The organism is Rhodococcus sp. PD04 (assembly GCF_035918275.1).
Classification (GTDB): domain Bacteria; phylum Actinomycetota; class Actinomycetes; order Mycobacteriales; family Mycobacteriaceae; genus Rhodococcus; species Rhodococcus rhodochrous.
On sequence record NZ_CP142143.1, the window covers coordinates 2,064,097 to 2,079,236 of the forward strand.

At 69.0% G+C, this 15,140-nt stretch carries 15 protein-coding genes; 14 read left to right on the forward strand and 1 reads right to left on the reverse strand.

Annotation, left to right across the window (positions count from 1 at the left end):
• The first annotated feature begins 53 nt into the window (after positions 1 to 53).
• The 8 genes from U9J23_RS09505 (at position 54) to trmD (ending at position 7,915) form a co-directional block, all read left to right on the forward strand.
• Positions 54 to 392: a P-II family nitrogen regulator gene (locus U9J23_RS09505; RefSeq protein ID WP_016694628.1), complete on the forward strand. Its 339-nt coding sequence runs from the start codon at positions 54 to 56 to the stop codon at positions 390 to 392.
• Positions 382 to 2,895 carry a [protein-PII] uridylyltransferase gene (locus U9J23_RS09510; RefSeq protein WP_326602462.1) on the forward strand — a complete coding sequence of 838 codons (2,514 nt, stop codon included), beginning with the start codon at positions 382 to 384 and terminating at the stop codon, positions 2,893 to 2,895. Before U9J23_RS09505 ends, U9J23_RS09510 begins: the two co-directional genes overlap by 11 nt.
• 128 nt (positions 2,896 to 3,023) lie before the next feature.
• Positions 3,024 to 4,592, forward strand: coding sequence for a signal recognition particle protein (gene ffh, locus U9J23_RS09515; RefSeq protein ID WP_085468000.1), 1,569 nt, complete (start codon positions 3,024 to 3,026; stop codon positions 4,590 to 4,592).
• A 13-nt stretch (positions 4,593 to 4,605) separates the two neighbouring features.
• Positions 4,606 to 5,721, forward strand: a complete 1,116-nt coding sequence (locus U9J23_RS09520) for an amidohydrolase family protein (RefSeq protein WP_326602464.1) — start codon at positions 4,606 to 4,608, stop codon at positions 5,719 to 5,721.
• A 193-nt stretch (positions 5,722 to 5,914) separates the two neighbouring features.
• Positions 5,915 to 6,361 carry a 30S ribosomal protein S16 gene (gene rpsP, locus U9J23_RS09525; RefSeq protein WP_059381162.1) on the forward strand — a complete coding sequence of 149 codons (447 nt, stop codon included), beginning with the start codon at positions 5,915 to 5,917 and terminating at the stop codon, positions 6,359 to 6,361.
• Positions 6,361 to 6,603 (forward strand): RNA-binding protein, encoded by a 243-nt coding sequence (locus tag U9J23_RS09530; RefSeq protein WP_006550954.1) that lies wholly within the window; start codon positions 6,361 to 6,363, stop codon positions 6,601 to 6,603. Before rpsP ends, U9J23_RS09530 begins: the two co-directional genes overlap by 1 nt.
• 10 nt (positions 6,604 to 6,613) lie before the next feature.
• Positions 6,614 to 7,204 (forward strand): ribosome maturation factor RimM, encoded by a 591-nt coding sequence (gene rimM / locus U9J23_RS09535; protein WP_326602468.1) that lies wholly within the window; start codon positions 6,614 to 6,616, stop codon positions 7,202 to 7,204.
• Between the two features lie 3 nt (positions 7,205 to 7,207).
• Entirely contained in the window at positions 7,208 to 7,915 is a 708-nt protein-coding gene (gene trmD / locus U9J23_RS09540) for a tRNA (guanosine(37)-N1)-methyltransferase TrmD (RefSeq protein WP_059381164.1), read from the forward strand.
• 18 nt (positions 7,916 to 7,933) lie between these two features.
• Here trmD and U9J23_RS09545 read toward each other — a convergent pair whose 3' ends face one another.
• Positions 7,934 to 8,881 carry a hypothetical protein gene (locus U9J23_RS09545; RefSeq protein ID WP_326602883.1) on the reverse strand — a complete coding sequence of 316 codons (948 nt, stop codon included), beginning with the start codon at positions 8,879 to 8,881 and terminating at the stop codon, positions 7,934 to 7,936.
• A 265-nt stretch (positions 8,882 to 9,146) separates the two neighbouring features.
• Between U9J23_RS09545 and U9J23_RS09550 the strand changes: the two genes are divergently transcribed.
• The 6 genes from U9J23_RS09550 to U9J23_RS09575 all read left to right on the forward strand — a co-directional run bounded on the left by U9J23_RS09550 (position 9,147) and on the right by U9J23_RS09575 (position 15,063).
• The gene (locus tag U9J23_RS09550) at positions 9,147 to 11,525 is read left to right on the forward strand and encodes a Tex family protein (RefSeq protein ID WP_326602470.1); all 2,379 of its coding nucleotides are present in this window, start codon (positions 9,147 to 9,149) and stop codon (positions 11,523 to 11,525) included.
• Positions 11,526 to 11,593: 68 nt separating this feature from the next.
• Positions 11,594 to 12,499, forward strand: coding sequence for a hypothetical protein (locus U9J23_RS09555; RefSeq protein ID WP_326602472.1), 906 nt, complete (start codon positions 11,594 to 11,596; stop codon positions 12,497 to 12,499).
• An 83-nt stretch (positions 12,500 to 12,582) separates the two neighbouring features.
• On the forward strand, positions 12,583 to 12,924 hold the full coding sequence (gene rplS, locus U9J23_RS09560; RefSeq protein ID WP_006550960.1) for a 50S ribosomal protein L19: 342 nt from the start codon (positions 12,583 to 12,585) through the stop codon (positions 12,922 to 12,924).
• Between the two features lie 228 nt (positions 12,925 to 13,152).
• Positions 13,153 to 13,962 (forward strand): signal peptidase I, encoded by an 810-nt coding sequence (gene lepB / locus U9J23_RS09565; protein ID WP_326602885.1) that lies wholly within the window; start codon positions 13,153 to 13,155, stop codon positions 13,960 to 13,962.
• Positions 13,959 to 14,711, forward strand: coding sequence for a ribonuclease HII (locus tag U9J23_RS09570; RefSeq protein ID WP_080968152.1), 753 nt, complete (start codon positions 13,959 to 13,961; stop codon positions 14,709 to 14,711). The genes lepB and U9J23_RS09570 overlap by 4 nt, the downstream gene beginning before the upstream one ends.
• Positions 14,712 to 14,748: 37 nt before the next feature.
• Positions 14,749 to 15,063, forward strand: a complete 315-nt coding sequence (locus tag U9J23_RS09575; protein WP_006550963.1) for a DUF2469 domain-containing protein — start codon at positions 14,749 to 14,751, stop codon at positions 15,061 to 15,063.
• The last annotated feature ends 77 nt before the right edge of the window (positions 15,064 to 15,140 follow it).

Below are 15,140 nucleotides of genomic sequence, written 5' to 3' on the forward strand. Positions count from 1 at the left end.
ACGACAGCGAGCAGGGATGACAGCGGCCAGCGGGCTCTGGGAAGGATGAGGATATGAAGCTGATCACGGCGATCATCAAGCCGTTCACGCTCGAGGACGTCAAGGCCGGCCTGGAACAGGCCGGAGTGCTCGGAATGACAGTCAGCGAGGTGCAGGGGTACGGCCGCCAGAAGGGCCACACCGAGGTCTACCGCGGAGCGGAGTACTCCGTCGACTTCGTGCCGAAGGTCCGGGTCGAGGTCGTCGTCGACGATTCCGCTGTCGACAAGGTCGTCGAGACCATCGTCGAGGCCTCCCGTACCGGGAAGATCGGCGACGGCAAGGTGTGGGTCACGCCCGTGGAAGCCGTGGTCCGGGTCCGCACCGGAGAACGAGGTTCGGATGCGCTCTGACCCCCAGGGGTCCGGCACTCGAGGCCCTGATCCCGCTGCTTCGGCAGCGGGGTCGGGGCCTTCGGTGTCCTCGGCCCGCACAACCGCACCGGCGGGCGCCGCCGATCTCGCGGCAGCCCGCGACACCCTGCTCTCCGGCGGCCCCCGCAGCCGCCGCCTCGACACCGTGGCTCTGCGTCACGCCCTCGTCGACCTGCACGAATTCTGGTTGACTACCAAGGGCTCCGAACTCGGCATCAAGCGCGAGGGCGGCTTCGCCATCGTCGCCGTCGGGGGTCTCGGACGCCGCGAGATGCTCCCGTACTCCGATCTCGATCTCATCCTCCTCCACGACGACATGGCGCCGTCCGTCGTGTCGAAGGTCGCCGACGAGCTCTGGTACCCGCTGTGGGACGCGCACATCAAGCTCGACCACAGTGTCCGGACGGTGCCCCAGGCCCTCCAGGTGTTCTCCTCCGATCTGACGGCCGCGCTGGGAATGCTCGAGGCCCGGCACATCGCGGGCGACGCCCAGCTGAGCAATCTGCTCATCGGCGGTGTGCGACGTCAGTGGCGCACCGGCATCCGGTCCCGCTTCGACGAACTCATCGAGATGACCGAGGTGCGGTGGCAGCGCAGCGGGCAGATCGCCCACCGAGCCGAACCCGACCTCAAGAGCGGTCGCGGCGGGTTGCGGGACGTGCAGTTGCTCAATGCCCTGTCCGTTGCGCAGCTCACCGACGGCATGCCTGGACTCGGACCCGACGTCCCGGGCGGCGGTCTCGCGGCCGCCCACCGGCGACTGCTCGACGTACGCACCGAGCTGCACCGCGTCGCCGGCCGCTCCCGCGACCAGCTGCGCGCCCAGGACGCCGACGAGATCGCCGCGGCGCTGCGGATCGGCGACCGTTTCGACCTCGCACGGGTGCTCACCGAATCGGCACGCACGATCAGCTACTCCGTCGACGTCGGCCTGCGCACTGCGGCCAATTCGCTGCCGCGCAAGGGCCTGTCACGTCTGCGCCGCGGACCGGTGCGGCGTCCCCTCGACGAAGGGGTCGTCGAGCACGGGGGAGAGGTCGCCCTCGCGCGCGACGCCCATCCGCGTCGCGACCCGGGCCTGATCACGCGGGTCGCGGCGGCCGCCGCGCAGGCGGGACTGCCGGTCTCGGCGGCCACGCTCACCCGGCTCGCCGATCATGCCCCGGAACTGCGCGAACCCTGGCCCCGCGAAGCTCTCGACGACTTCCTGGTGCTGCTCGGTTCGGGACGTCGCGCGGTCGACGTCATCGAGTCGCTGGATCGCACAGGTCTGTGGGGGCGGTTGCTCCCCGAATGGGGCGCGGTGCGCGACCTGCCGCCGCGCGACGCCGTCCACACGTGGACCGTGGACCGGCACCTCGTCGAGACCGCCGTGTACGCGAGCGAGTTGACGACGCGGGTCGCCCGTCCGGACCTGCTCGTACTGGGCGCGTTGCTGCACGACATCGGCAAGGGGCGCGGCGGCGACCACAGCGTGGTCGGTGCCGAACTGGCCCTGCAGATCGGGCGGCGGATGGGCCTGTGGCCCTCGGATCTGGCGCTGCTCACCTCGATGGTGCGACACCACCTGCTGCTGCCGCACACCGCGACCCGCCGCGACCTCGACGATCCGGAGACGGTGGCGGCGGTGGTCGACGCCCTCGACGGCGATCCGGTACTGCTCGACCTGCTCCACGCGTTGGCCGAAGCGGATTCGCAGGCGACCGGCCCGGGGGTCTGGGGGGACTGGAAGGCGTCGCTGATCCGGGAACTCGTGCGCCGCTGCCGCATGATGATGGCGGGGGACGAGTTGCCGGCGCCGGATCCGATCGATCCCGCACTCGCGAGCCTCGCCGAGGACGGTGCCCTGCACGTCGCGCTCGAACCGCGCGAGGACGGCCGCAGCTTCACCGCAACCTTCGTCGCGCCCGACGAGCGGGGTGTGCTCTCCGACGAGGCCGGCGTGCTCTCGCTGCACGGTCTGCGGGTGTTGTCGGCGTCCATCGGCAGCCACGCCGGCAGCACGGTCAACACATTCGTGGTGGCCCCGAGATTCGGCTCACCGCCCGAAGCGGCCCTGCTCCGGCAGGAACTCGTGCGGGCGCGCTCCGGCGACCTGGACCTCCTCGATGCCCTCGAGGCCAAGGATCGCGCCGAACGTGAGAGCAGGCTCCCCGAGCACACGGCCCGGGCGGTACCCGTCAGCACTGCGCTCGCGCCACCGCGGATCATCTGGTTCGAAGGATCCGAAGCGGAGCAGGTCGTGCTCGAGATCCGGTCGGAGGACCGGATCGGTCTGCTGTGCCGTCTCGCGGACGTCTTCGAGCGCGTCGGAGCCGACGTGCGGTGGGCGCGGGTGAGCACGCTGGGTTCGACGGTCGTCGACTCGTTCTGTGTCGATCTCGCGGGAGCTCACACCCGTGTCTCGCGGGAACATCTCGAGAAGGAACTGCTGTCGGTCCTGCCTGCTCCCGAGCCGCCTGCACCCGCCGACAGATCGTGACCGACGGATCGTGACCGCGCGGGTGGCCCGCCCTGTGGCGTGGCCACCCGCGATCGCGACGGATCGGGAGCGGTTACCCTGGTTCGCAGCAATGTCCGCATCTTCGTCAGAGCTCAGGAGCGCATTCGGTGTTCGAATCCCTTTCCGACAGGTTGACAGGGGTCCTGAAGGACCTGCGCGGCAAGGGGCGGCTGTCCGACGCGGACATCGACGCGACCTGCCGTGAGATCCGCCTCGCCCTGCTCGAGGCCGACGTCGCACTGCCCGTGGTGCGCGAGTTCATCAAGAAGATCAAGGTGCGCGCCAAGGGCGCCGAGGTGCACGGCGCGCTCAACCCGGCCCAGCAGGTCGTCAAGATCGTCAACGAGGAACTCGTCGGGATCCTCGGTGGCGAGACCCGTCGGCTGCAGTTCGCGAAGACCCCGCCGACGGTCATCATGCTCGCCGGTCTGCAGGGCGCCGGTAAGACCACCCTCGCGGGCAAGCTCGCGAAGTGGCTCAAGGCGCAGGGGCACACCCCGATGCTGGTCGCCTGCGACCTCCAGCGCCCCGGCGCGGTGACCCAGCTGCAGGTGGTCGGTGAGCGTGCCGGCGTGACGGTCTTCGCTCCGCATCCCGGCACCTCCATCGGCGGTGGCGAGAACGAGCTCGGCGTCACCGCCGCCGACCCGATCGCCGTGGCAGAGCAGGGCATCGCCGAGGCACGCAACAAGCAGTACGACGTGGTCATCGTCGACACCGCCGGTCGTCTCGGCATCGACCAGGAACTCATGGCGCAGGCCGCGGGCATCCGCGACGCGGTGCAGCCCGACGAGGTGCTGTTCGTCCTCGACGCGATGATCGGTCAGGACGCCGTGAGCACCGCCGAGGCGTTCCGCGAGGGCGTCGGCTTCACCGGCGTGGTGCTCACCAAGCTCGACGGCGACGCCCGCGGTGGTGCCGCGCTGAGCGTCCGCGAGCTCACCGGCCAGCCGATCATGTTCGCCTCCACCGGTGAGAAGCTCGAGGACTTCGACGTCTTCCACCCCGAGCGCATGGCCAGCCGCATCCTCGGCATGGGCGACGTGCTCACCCTGATCGAGCAGGCCGAGCAGGTCTTCGACGCCCAGCAGGCCGAGGCCACCGCCAGCAAGATCGGTTCCGGTGAGCTCACCCTCGAGGACTTCCTCGAGCAGATGATGGCAGTGCGGAAGATGGGCCCTATCGCCAATCTCCTGGGCATGCTGCCCGGAGCCGGGCAGATGAAGGACGCCCTCGCCAACGTCGACGAGAAGCAGCTCGACCGCATCCAGGCGATCATCCGCGGCATGACGCCGGAGGAGCGCGCCAACCCGAAGATCATCAACGGCTCGCGGCGACTGCGCATCGCCAACGGTTCCGGTGTGAAGGTCTCCGACGTCAACCAGCTCGTCGACCGGTTCTTCGAGGCCCGGAAGATGATGACGGCGATGGCCGGCCAGATGGGCATGCCGGGCGCACGCAAGAACCAGCGCAAGAAGGGCAAGAAGGGGAAGAAGGGCGGTCGCGGACCGACGCCGCCGAAGGTGCGGGGCGGTATGCCCGGTGGCTTCCCCGGTCTTCCGGGTGGCATGCCGGCCGGGATGCCCGACCTGTCGAAGATGCCGAAGGGCCTCGACGAGCTGCCTCCGGGTCTCGAGAACTTCGACCTGTCGAAGCTGAAGTTCCCCAAGAACTGAGCCGAGCCGGGTGATGACCGTGACCGAGGGTGATGCGCGTTCCTTCGTCGTGCGGGGCCGGTCGTTGGCCGACGGCGAACCCGTCGAGCTGTACGTCGGGGCCGACGGATCGTTCACGGCCGAGCCCGACCCCGACGCGGAGGTGCTCTGCGCCGACGGCTGGATCCTGCCGGGTCTCGTCGACGCGCACTGCCACGTCGGCATCCGGTTCGGCGGGGGAGCGGAGGACGTGGACGGTCTGCTCGCGCAGGCCGTCACCGAACGCGACGCGGGTGTCCTGTTGCTCCGTGACGCCGGATCACCCGTCGACACCCGGGCCCTCGACCAGCGGACGGATCTGCCTCGGATCATCCGGGCGGGCCGGCACATCGCGTTGCCCAAGCGCTACATCCGCGGTCTGCCCGTCGACCTCGAGGACGAGTCGCAGCTGCCCGAGGAAGTGGCACGTCAGGCCCGGGCCGGTGACGGCTGGGTCAAGCTCATCGGCGACTGGATCGACCGCGAGGCCGGCGACCTCGCTCCGCTGTGGAGCGACGGGATCCTCGTCGAGGCGATCGCCGCCGCCCACCGCGAAGGCGCGCGGGTGACGGCGCACGTCTTCGGCGAGGAGGCCCTGCCCGGACTGCTCGCGGCGGGGATCGACTGCATCGAGCACGGCACGGGTCTGACCGACGAGACCATCGCGACGATGGCTGCCGCCGGCACCGCGCTCGTGCCGACCCTGGTCAACATCGAGAACTTCCCGGACATCGCCGATTCGGCGACGCGATTTCCGGTGTACGCGGCGCACATGCGCGCTCTGTACGCGCGCCTCGACGAGACCATCGGCGCCGCCCACGAGGCCGGCATCCCGATCTACGCGGGCACCGATGCCGGTGGTCAGGTGCAGCACGGGCGCATCGCCGACGAGATCGCGTCGCTCGTGCGCGTGGGTCTCCACCCCACCGAGGCGTACGCCGCGGCGAGCTGGAAGGCCCGCGCGTGGCTCGGGCACCCGAGTCTCGAACCGGGGACGTCGGCGGATTTCGTCGTGTACCGGGAGGATCCGCGCAGCGACCCCGCGGCGGCGCGTCCCGATCTCGTGGTTCTCCGCGGCCGAGTGGTCTCGGGCAGTCCCGCGCGCTTGTAGGGGGTGCGCGGCGTCACCGGGTGCCGGTTTCGTCCTGGCTCACGCGTCTGGCAGAATGGTTCGCTGTCGTCGCATCCGGTTACGTACCGCGCGGCGGTCACAGGCTAGAGGCAAAACCGGGCGTGCCAGAAGGGCGCGTCGTCCGAATTGCACGTGACACGCGCCTCGGCGCACCCCGAAGGAGAACACAGCAGTGGCTGTCAAGATCAAGCTCACCCGTCTCGGCAAGATCCGCAACCCGCAGTACCGCATCGTCGTCGCGGACTCGCGCACCCGCCGCAACGGCCGGGCCATCGAGACCATCGGCAAGTACCACCCGAAGGAAGAGCCTTCGCTGATCGAGGTCGATTCGGAGCGTGCGCAGTACTGGCTGAACGTCGGCGCGCAGCCGACCGAGCCGGTCCTCAACCTCCTCAAGATCACCGGCGACTGGCAGAAGTTCAAGGGCCTGCCGGGTGCCGAGGGCACGCTGAAGAAGGCGGAGGCGAAGCCGTCCAAGCTCGAGCTGTTCCAGGCCGCCCTCGCGCAGGCCGAGAACGAGCCGGCTGCCGAGGCTGTCACGCCCAAGAAGAAGAAGGCTGCCAAGGAAGAGTCCGCCGAGGCGTCCACCGAGGCCGAGTCCACCGAGGCCGCCGAGTAATGAGCGCCGTGGTCGCCGATGCCGTCGAGCATCTCGTTCGTGGAATCGTCGCCCATCCCGACGACGTCCGCGTCGACCTGATCGCGGGCCGTCGGGGCCGCACCGTCGAGGTGCATGTCAATCCCGACGACCTCGGCAAGGTCATCGGCCGCGGCGGTCGCACCGCGACCGCACTGCGGACCCTCGTCACCGGAATCGGTGGCCGGGGTATCCGTGTCGACGTCGTCGACACCGACCGCTAGGCGAGCGTCGATGGAGCTCGTCGTGGGCCGTGTGGCCAAGTCGCACGGCATCCGAGGCGAAGTCGTCGTCGAGGTTCGCACCGACGAACCCGAGGAGCGCTTCGCCGTCGGCGCGGTTCTGCGTGGACGCAAGCCTCGCGACAAGCACCTGCACGAGTACACAGTGGAAGCCGCCCGGGAACACTCCGGGCGGCTTCTGCTGCGCCTGCAGGGCATCGACGGTCGCGAAGCCGCAGACGCGCTGCGCGGGGTGCTGTTCGTCGTCGACAGTGCCGACCTTCCGCCGTCCGACGATCCGGACGAGTTCTACGACCACGAACTCGAAGGGCTGACGGTGCGGATCGTCGCAGGTCGCCCCGACGGCGGAAACGAGGTCGGCACCGTCCGCGAGGTCCTGCACACGGCCGCCGGCGAACTGCTGTCGCTCCGGCCGACAGGCCAGGAACGTGGAGAGCTGCTCGTCCCGTTCGTCACCGAGATCGTTCCGACGGTGTCGGTGCGGGACGGCGTGATCGAGATCGATCCGCCCGACGGGCTCCTCGACCCCGATTTCGGGGAACCGCCGTCCAAGAAGAAGAAGTCGACCGAGGGGAAGCAGTAGTCCGTGCGGCTCGACGTCGTCACCATCTTCCCCGAATATCTCGAACCCCTGCGGGTCGCCCTGCTCGGCAAAGCAATCGACAAGGGGCTCATCTCCGTCGGTGTGCACAACCTGCGCGACTGGACGCACGACGTGCACAAGGCCGTCGACGATGCGCCCTACGGTGGCGGGCCGGGCATGGTCATGAAACCCACCGTGTGGGGACCGGCGCTCGACGACGTGCTCGCCGGACCCGATGGTGGAACCGACCCCGACGTGCTGCTCGTCGTCCCGACGCCCGCTGGTCGCCGCTTCGATCAGGCCACCGCACAACGCTGGTCGAAGGAGAAGCGGATCGTCTTCGCGTGCGGTCGCTACGAAGGAATCGACCAGCGCGTCTTCGACGATGCCGCGAGGCGCGTGCGCGTCGAGGAGGTGAGCATCGGCGACTACGTCCTCATCGGTGGGGAGGTCGCCGTTCTCGTCATGGTCGAGGCCGTCGTCCGGCTGCTACCCGGTGTGCTCGGCAATCAGCAGTCGCACCAGGAGGATTCGTTCTCCGACGGACTGCTCGAGGGCCCGAGCTACACCCGGCCTGCGGTGTGGCGCGACCTCGAGGTGCCGCCGGTGCTGTTGTCCGGCGACCACGGCAAGGTTGCTCGCTGGCGCCACGAGCAGTCGCTCGAACGCACCCGGGACCGACGACCCGATCTGCTGCCGTCCGACGACTGACGCCGCGCCGGACGGCCCTCAGGGCCGGTGCGCGCTTCCGAGCGTCGTCTCGACCGCCAGCGTGACGGTCTCGCGCGCGTGCTGCGCGCTCCCGTCGTCCGTCGCGTCGTACATCGCCGTGTCGGGCAGGAAACCGGTGTCGTAGAAGGGATCCGACTCGTCGTAGGTGACGGTCTCCCGTGCCGTGACCACGGCCACGTACCGGTGGTCGTCGCCGAAGAATCCGGTGGACAGGTGCAACCATTCACCGGCCAGGCAGCACATCCACCCCTGCTTGACACCCAGATCCGTGGAGTCGCCGAGACCCTCGGGAAGCCCGAAACGCTGGTCGTATCCGTCGACGCCGTCGTCGGTGAACTCCACCAGGTGGCCGACGATCCGGGCCGCACTCTCGTCACCGGAGGCGCTGTCGCCGAGCAGATCGTCGTACCAGGTCAGCAGGTCCGATGCCGTCGTGGTCGTGTTCCACCACCAGGACCCCGGATCCGGGGGAGTCGTGCCGGTCAGGTTGTGCCGCTCCACGACGTGCTCGACGATCTCGGGACCGCCGTAGGTCTCCCACAGCAGCGTGGCAGCGTTGTCGTCGGAGGAGCGCAGCATCGACCGGATCAGTTCGTGGTCCTCGTCGGCGAGCGTCGCCTCGCCCGTCACCTCGCGGTACAGGACTTCCTCGGCGATGAACAGCTTGACGGTCGAGGCGGTCTCGAAGGGTTCGTCCGTGCCGCCGAGCACGCGGGTCCCGGATTCGCGGTCGAGCACGGCGACGGTCAGGCGCGCTCCGCGGCTGTCGGCGAGTGCGACGGCCGCGTCGATCTGCCGGGGGAGCTCGGCCGTCGACAGCGTCACGGTCGGCTCGTCGGAATCGGTGTCCGCCACCGAGGCGAGACCGAGGGCTTCGTGCGGGAGGGGGTGGGTGTCCATCGAATCGCAGCCGGATACGGCCAGTGCGGTGGTCACGCACAGCATCATCGCGCCCGATCGTGCGCGTCCGCGCCCGTGCTTCATTTCCGGTTCCTGCATTCCATTGTGCTGTGGACGATAGCGCCGGTCCACCCGACAGCCTGCACGGACCCCGCGCGTGAGCGCGCACGGTCACAGGCGCGGGCGCCTACGCGGTCACAGGTGCGGGCGCCTACGCAGGCACAGGTGCGGGCGCCTACGCAGGCACAGGTGCGGGCGCCTACGCAGGCACAGGCGCGTGGCGAGGGCGGCAACTGTAGGGTCGTTCGACGTGACGACCGAACTCGACACCGTGAACCGGCGGATCGCCCAGGAACTCGACGTCCGCGAAGACCAGGTGGCCGCGGCCGTGGGACTGCTCGACGGCGGCGCGACCGTGCCGTTCGTCGCGCGTTACCGTAAGGAGGCGACCGGCGGTCTCGACGACGCCCAGCTGCGCACTCTCGAGGAACGTCTCCGCTACCTGCGCGAACTCGACGAGCGCCGCGTCGCGATCCTCGAATCGATCGAGGCGCAGGGCAAGCTCGACGACACGCTGCGCGGCCAGATCATGCTCGCCGACACCAAGGCGCGGCTCGAGGACATCTACCTGCCGTTCAAGCCGAAGCGGCGCACCAAGGCGCAGATCGCCCGCGAGGCCGGTCACGAGCCCGTCGCCGACGCGCTCATCGGCGACCCCACCACCGATCCTGCCGGGTACACCTCCGAGCAGCTCGATGGTGCGCGCGCCATCCTCGTCGAACGCTTCGCCGAGGATGCGGACCTCGTCGGCGAGCTCCGGGAGGCGATGTGGACGCGCGGCAAGGTGACCTCCACCGTGCGGTCCGGCAAGGAGAACGACGGCGCGAAGTTCTCCGACTACTTCGAGTTCTCGGAACCGTTCACCCAGCTGCCCTCGCACCGCATCCTCGCCCTCCTGCGCGGCGAGAAGGAGGAGGTGCTGTCGCTGTCGTTCGATCCCGAGATCGACGAGCGGGTGCCCGGCGAGCGCAGCTACTACGAGGGCCGGATCGCGACGCGCTTCGGCATCGCCGACCAGGGTCGCCCCGCCGACAAGTGGCTGCTCGACACCGTGCGGTGGGCGTGGCGTACCAAGCTGCAGATGTCGCTGTCGCTGGACATCAGGATGCGGCTGCGGCAGTCCGCCGAGAAGGATGCGGTCGACGTCTTCGCCGCCAATCTCAAGGACCTGCTGCTCGCCGCACCGGCCGGCACTCGCCCGACGATGGGTCTCGACCCCGGCTACCGCACCGGCACGAAGGTCGCGGTCGTCGACGCGACCGGCAAGGTCGTCGACCACACCACGATCTATCCGCATCAGCCCCACAACAAGCGTGACGAGGCCCTCGCGGTGCTCGCCGCCCTGGTCGCGCGGCACGGTGTCGAATTGATCGCCATCGGCAACGGCACGGCGTCGCGTGAGACCGACGCTCTCGCAGCCGATCTCGTGTCGCTGGCGAAGGTGCCCGGGCTGACGAAGATCGTGGTGTCCGAGGCGGGTGCCTCGGTCTACTCGGCCTCCGAGTACGCCACCAAGGAACTCCCGGACCTCGACGTGTCCATCCGCGGTGCGGTCTCCATCGCGCGCCGTCTGCAGGATCCGCTCGCCGAACTGGTGAAGATCGACCCGAAGTCGATCGGCGTCGGCCAGTACCAGCACGACGTGTCCGAGACGATGCTCGCGCGGTCGCTGGGCGCGGTCGTCGAGGACGCGGTGAACGCCGTCGGTGTCGATGTCAACACGGCGTCGGTCCCGCTGCTGTCGCGCGTCTCGGGTATCACCGGCTCGCTTGCGGAGAGCATCGTCGCCCACCGCGACCAGAACGGTCCGTTCCGGGCGCGCACCGCGCTCAAGGACGTCCCGCGACTCGGCCCGAAGGCCTTCGAGCAGTGCGCGGGCTTCCTACGGATCCCCAACGGTGACGACCCGCTCGACGCGTCCGCGGTGCACCCCGAGGCGTATCCGGTGGTGCGGCGTATCGTCGACCGGACGGGCAGCAGCGTCCGCGAACTGCTCGGCAACACCACGACCCTGCGGAAGCTGCGCGCGGACGAGTTCGCTGACGACCGTTTCGGTGTCCCCACCGTCACCGACATCATTTCCGAGCTCGAGAAGCCCGGCCGCGACCCGCGTCCCGAGTTCAGGACCGCGACCTTCGCCGCCGGTGTCGAGAAGGTCGCCGACCTGAAGCCCGGCATGGTCCTCGAGGGAGTGGTCACCAACGTCGCGGCGTTCGGTGCATTCGTCGACGTGGGCGTGCACCAGGACGGCCTCGTGCACGTCTCCGCCATGTCGCGCAGCTTCGTGAAGGATCCCCACGACGTCGTCCGGTCCGGCGAGGTCGTCAAGGTGAAGGTCCTCGAGGTCGACGTCGCGCGCCGGCGCATCGGTCTGACACTGCGACTCGACGACGAGATCCCCACCCCGGGCGCCGAGAAGTCCGGAGGTCATCCGCGCGGAGGTGCTCGTCGTCCCGGAGGCCAGGGCGGCGGTAACCAGGGCGGCGGTCGGGGCCGGAACGGCCAGGGCAATCGCGGACAGCAGGGCAATCGGGGGCAACAGGGCCGTGGCGGCGACCGTCGTTCGGCGCCGGCCGCCTCCGGATCGATGGCCGACGCTCTGCGACGCGCCGGTTTCGGTAACAACTGACGCGAATCACCGGGTCACTCCTGCAATGCTGTGGACATGAGATCCACGGTGGCCGGAGTGAGCCGGTGATGCTCGACTGGATGCGGCGCGAGATCGTCGATCAGGGGCGCCTCCCGCTGCTGTTCTTCCTGCTCGGTTTCGTGGCCGCGTTCGTCTTCATCCGGATCAGCGTGCGGTTGATCCGCGCGCAGGTGCGCTGGTGGCCCGGCAACATCACCCCCGGTGGTCAGCACGTGCACCACGTGGTGTTCGGTGTCGTGACGATGGTGATCGCCGGTGGGGGACTGATCGCGATCTCCGAGGACGCGAACCGCCTCGCCGCCTGCATCCTCGCAGCGGTCTTCGGCATCGGTGCCGCGCTGACCCTCGACGAGTTCGCGCTGATCTTCTACCTGAACGACGTGTACTGGGAAGAACAGGGACGGGTGTCCGTCGACGCCGTCTTCGTGGCGATCGCCGTGACCGGGATGTGGTTGCTCGGCCTGCGACCGTTCGAACTCGGGGACGCCACGAACTTCGAGGACAGCGGCGACTGGGCCGGACGAGCCGCGCTCGTCGTGGCCGTGCTCGTGAACCTTCTGCTCGCCGCGATCGTCCTGGCGAAAGGCAAGATCTGGACCGGCCTGGTGGGGTTGTTCATCATCCCGCTGCTGTGGGTCGGAGCGATCCGGCTCTCGCGGCCCGGTGCGCCCTGGGCTCGCTGGCGGTACGGCAAGCGGCCACGTCGTATGGCGCGCGCGCTCGAACGCGAACGTCGACTGCGACGTCCGGTGATCCGCGCCAAGATCTTCGTGCAGGATCTCGTCGCGGGCGCCCCGACGCTCGCGACCGTGCGGGGCAGTGTCGAGCACTCGCGCACCGCGACCGAGGCGGAACTGGACCGCCGCGTCAAACCGGCGCCACCGCCGATTTCATCGATCGATGCTCCGTCTGGCACAATGGACGGGTTGCCCCGTTCGGGCACGCCTACCTGACCTGGGCACGAACCGGTCGAGCCCGCCATACGGCGGTCGCCGCCAGGTTCCTCTGCTCGAGCGAACAAGAGGATGTAAAACCGATGAACACCCTGGACTTTCTGGACGCCAAGTCGCTGCGCGACGACATCCCGGACTTCCGTCCCGGCGACACTCTCGACGTGCACGTCAAGGTCATCGAGGGCAGCAAGGAGCGTGTGCAGGTCTTCAAGGGCGTCGTGATCCGGCGTCAGGGCGGCGGCATCCGCGAGACCTTCACCGTCCGCAAGGTTTCCTTCGGAGTGGGCGTGGAGCGCACCTTCCCGGTGCACAGCCCCAACCTCGCCAAGATCGACGTGCTGACCCGTGGCGACGTCCGTCGCGCGAAGCTCTACTACCTGCGTGAGCTGCGCGGCAAGGCTGCCAAGATCAAGGAGAAGCGCTGATCTTCGGCCGCTGACCAGCCCCTCGGGCTGCTCGGCACGGCTCTCGAGCCACCCGATACAGCATCCGACGACCCGGCCCGGACATACGTCCCGGCCGGGTCGTCGTCGTTCTGGATGGCGGTCTGTCTCTCGCCCGGCCGGTCGACGGTCGTCCTCGGCGGACCGCTGTACCGCAGACGCTAGTCTGTCGAGGTGGCAGATTCCCCGCACGATCCGGCTCGACCGGATGTGAACCGCAACGATGTTCGAGGTTCGGCTCGGAGCGATCGAGCCGACGGTGCACACCACCGGCGCGAGGACCCCGCGGCGAACGACACCGCCCCGGAGGCGAAGAAGCAGAAGTCGTTCTGGCGTGAACTGCCGATCCTGGTCGTCGTCGCACTGGCCCTGAGCTTCCTGCTGCAGACCTTCGTGGCGCGGGTCTACCTCATTCCCTCGGAGTCGATGGAGCCGACACTGCACGGCTGCCCGGGCTGCACCGGCGACCGCATCGTCGTCGAGAAGGTGGGTTACCGCTTCACCGACCCCCGCCCCGGTGACGTCATCGTCTTCGAGGGCCCCGACTCGTGGTCGGCCGGGTACGTCTCGACACGTTCCGACAACGTCGTCGTGCGGGGACTGCAGGAGATCGGTTCGCTCGTCGGCGTCGTGCCGCCCGACGAGAACGACCTCGTCAAGCGCGTGATCGCGACCGGAGGGCAGACGGTCGAATGCTGCGACGACCAGGGCCGTGTCCTCGTCGACGGTGTCCCGCTCGACGAGCCGTACGTGACCACGGACTTCCCGTTCACCCCGGGTGTCGTCACCTGCGAGACCGAGGTGCCCTCCGGGCGCTGCTTCGGGCCCGTCACCGTGCCCGAGGGCCACGTCTGGGTGATGGGTGACAACCGCAGCAACTCCGCCGACTCGCGTTACCACGTCGGGGACGAGCATCAGGGCTCGATCCCGCTGGACAATGTCATCGGTAAAGCCCGCTTCATCGTGCTGCCTCCCGGCCGATGGGGCCTGATCGATTCACCGGAGATCCTTCCCTCGTGACTGCTTGGCCACCTCGACCCGTGATCCGTCGCTCCTCGGGACTGCGCACCATGGAGTCCGCGCTCGCGCGGTGCGGTCTCGGTCCGGTCGCGGGGGTCGACGAAGCCGGCCGCGGTGCCTGCGCCGGGCCGCTGGTCGTCGCGGCCTGTGTGCTCGGCGACCGGCCGCACGCGTCGCTCGACCGGCTCGACGACTCGAAGAAGCTCACCGAACGAACCCGCGAGGAGCTGTACTCGGTGATCGTGAAACGCGCCCGGGCGTGGAGCGTGGTGGTGATCCCCGCGGAGGAGGTCGACGCGATCGGCGTCCACGTCGCCAACATCGAAGGCATGCGACGCGCGGTGGCGGGTCTGTCGACTCCGCCCGGTTACGTGCTCACCGACGGTTTCCGGGTCCCCGGACTGCCCGCACCGTCCCTGCCCGTGATCGGCGGCGACGCGGCCGCCGCATGCATCGCGGCGGCCAGCGTGCTCGCGAAGGTCACACGCGATCGGATGATGGTCGACCTCGACGGCGAGCTACCGGAGTACGGTTTCGCAGTACACAAGGGCTACAGCACTCCGACGCACATGGCGGCGTTGGCCGAGCACGGCCCGTCACCGCAGCACCGGCGGTCGTGGGCCAATGTGCGCTCCGTGTGCGGAGTGCCCGCAGTGCGACGTCGGTTGTTCGCCGACGACCCGGTTCGTCGCTCGTATGCAGACGACCCGGGGCGTCGATTGTTCACCGACGAGGCGGATGCGGGATGATTGCAGGACACACCAGACTGGGAGGACACCGAGACCGATGAGTGCCGAGGATCTCGAGAAGTACGAAACCGAGATGGAACTCTCGCTGTACAGGGAGTACCGGGACATCGTCGGTCAGTTCGCGTACGTCGTGGAGACCGAGCGCCGGTTCTACCTGGCGAACGCGGTCGAGTTGCTGCCGCACAACGCCAACGGCGAGGTGTACTTCGAGGTGCGCATGTCCGACGCCTGGGTGTGGGACATGTACCGTCCCGCACGCTTCGTCAAGCATGTCCGTGTCATCACGTTCAAGGACGTCAACATCGAAGAGCTCGACAAGCCCGAACTGAGACTGCCCGACAAGCTGGGCTGACGTCCTCGGGGACGATCCTGCGCGCAGCGGCCGCATCCTAACCGGGGCGCCGAGACCGAGCCCTTCGCCGCGGCTCG